This is a genomic window from Kitasatospora sp. NPDC001539, from assembly GCF_040298565.1.
Lineage (GTDB): Bacteria > Actinomycetota > Actinomycetes > Streptomycetales > Streptomycetaceae > Kitasatospora.
This window is the reverse complement of the sequence record NZ_JBEPAK010000483.1, coordinates 1-1427: the sequence shown is the minus strand read 5'-3', so window position 1 is coordinate 1427 and position 1427 is coordinate 1. Positions and strand designations below refer to the sequence as shown.

Below are 1427 nucleotides of genomic sequence, written 5' to 3'. Positions count from 1 at the left end.
GTGCCGCAGCTGACGCTGCTGTCGGAGGTGTCGGTCGAGGGCGGCGTGGTCAAGGGCCGTCGTGACGGTGACGCGGCGACCGAGCTGGTGGAGGCCCCGCTGCCGGCGGTGGTCTCGGTGACGGACCAGTCGGGTGAGGCCCGCTACCCCTCGTTCAAGGGGATCATGGCCGCGAAGAAGAAGCCGGTGGAGTCGCTGGACCTGGACGACCTGGGCATCGAGGCGGACGAGGTCGGCCTGGCGGGTGCGTGGACCGCGGTCGAGTCGGTGGCGGCGCGTCCGGCGCGCACCGCGGGCACGGTCGTCAAGGACGAGGGCGAGGGCGGCAAGCAGCTCGCGGGCTTCCTCGCCGACCAGAAGTTCATCTAGTCCCACCCGTCAGCGCATCCAACGATCGATCAGGAGCAACGAATCATGGCTGAGATCCTGGTTCTGGTGGACCACGCCGACGGTGTGGTCCGCAAGCCGGCCCTCGAACTGCTGACCCTGGCGCGCCGCATCGGCGAGCCGTCCGCGGTCGTCCTCGGCGCCGGCACCGCCGCCGCCGACATCGCCGCCAAGGCCGCCGAGTACGGCGCCGCCAAGGTGTACGTCGCCGACGGCACCGAGTTCACCGACCAGCTGGTCGTCCCGAAGGTCGACGCCCTGGCCCAGATCGCCGGGGCCGCCGCCCCCGCGGCCGTGCTGGTCACCTCCTCCGGCGAGGGCAAGGAGGTCGCCGCGCGCGTCGCGCTGCGTCTCGGCTCCGGCATCATCACCGACGCCGTCGACCTGGAGGCCGGCGACGGCGGTCCGGTCGCCACCCAGTCGGTGTTCGCGGCGTCCTTCCAGGTGAAGTCCAAGGTCACCAAGGGCGCCCCGGTCATCACGGTCAAGCCGAACGCCGTCGCTCCGGAGGCCGCCCCGGCCGCCGGCGCCGTCGAGAACGTGGCCGTCGAGTTCACCGGCAACGCCGCCACGGTCACCTCGCGCACCCCGCGCGTGTCCACCGGCCGTCCCGAGCTGACCGAGGCCGCCATCGTGGTCTCCGGCGGCCGCGGGGTCGGCGCCGCCGAGGGCTTCGGCGTGGTCGAGGAGCTCGCGGACGTGCTCGGCGCGGCCGTCGGCGCCTCGCGCGCGGCCGTCGACGCCGGCTGGTACCCGCACAGCAACCAGGTCGGCCAGACCGGCAAGCAGGTCTCCCCGCAGCTGTACGTGGCCAACGGCATCTCCGGCGCCATCCAGCACCGGGCCGGCATGCAGACCTCGAAGACCATCGTGGCCGTCAACAAGGACCCGGAGGCCCCGATCTTCGAGCTGGTCGACTACGGCGTCGTCGGCGACCTCTTCCAGGTCCTGCCGCAGCTCACCGCCGAGGTGAAGGCCCGCAAGGCCTGACCCGTCGGACGGACCGCGGAGGGCGTGGCACTCGGTACCCCGGTACCGAG

Annotated in this window: 2 protein-coding genes; both read left to right on the top strand. The window is 72.9% G+C overall.

From position 1 onward, the window contains the following. On the top strand, positions 1-369 hold a 369-nt coding region (locus ABT247_RS33455; protein ID WP_502892550.1), incomplete at its 5' end, for an electron transfer flavoprotein subunit beta/FixA family protein. 45 nt (positions 370-414) lie between these two features. After that, positions 415-1377 (top strand): electron transfer flavoprotein subunit alpha/FixB family protein, encoded by a 963-nt coding sequence (locus tag ABT247_RS33450; RefSeq protein ID WP_350750370.1) that lies wholly within the window; start codon positions 415-417, stop codon positions 1375-1377. The last annotated feature ends 50 nt before the right edge of the window (positions 1378-1427 follow it).

What these genes read in the sequence shown, in the direction of transcription:
- ABT247_RS33450 (WP_350750370.1), top strand. Translation starts at nt 415, where the DNA reads ATGGCTGAGATCCTGGTTCTGGTGGACCACGCCGACGGTGTGGTCCGC.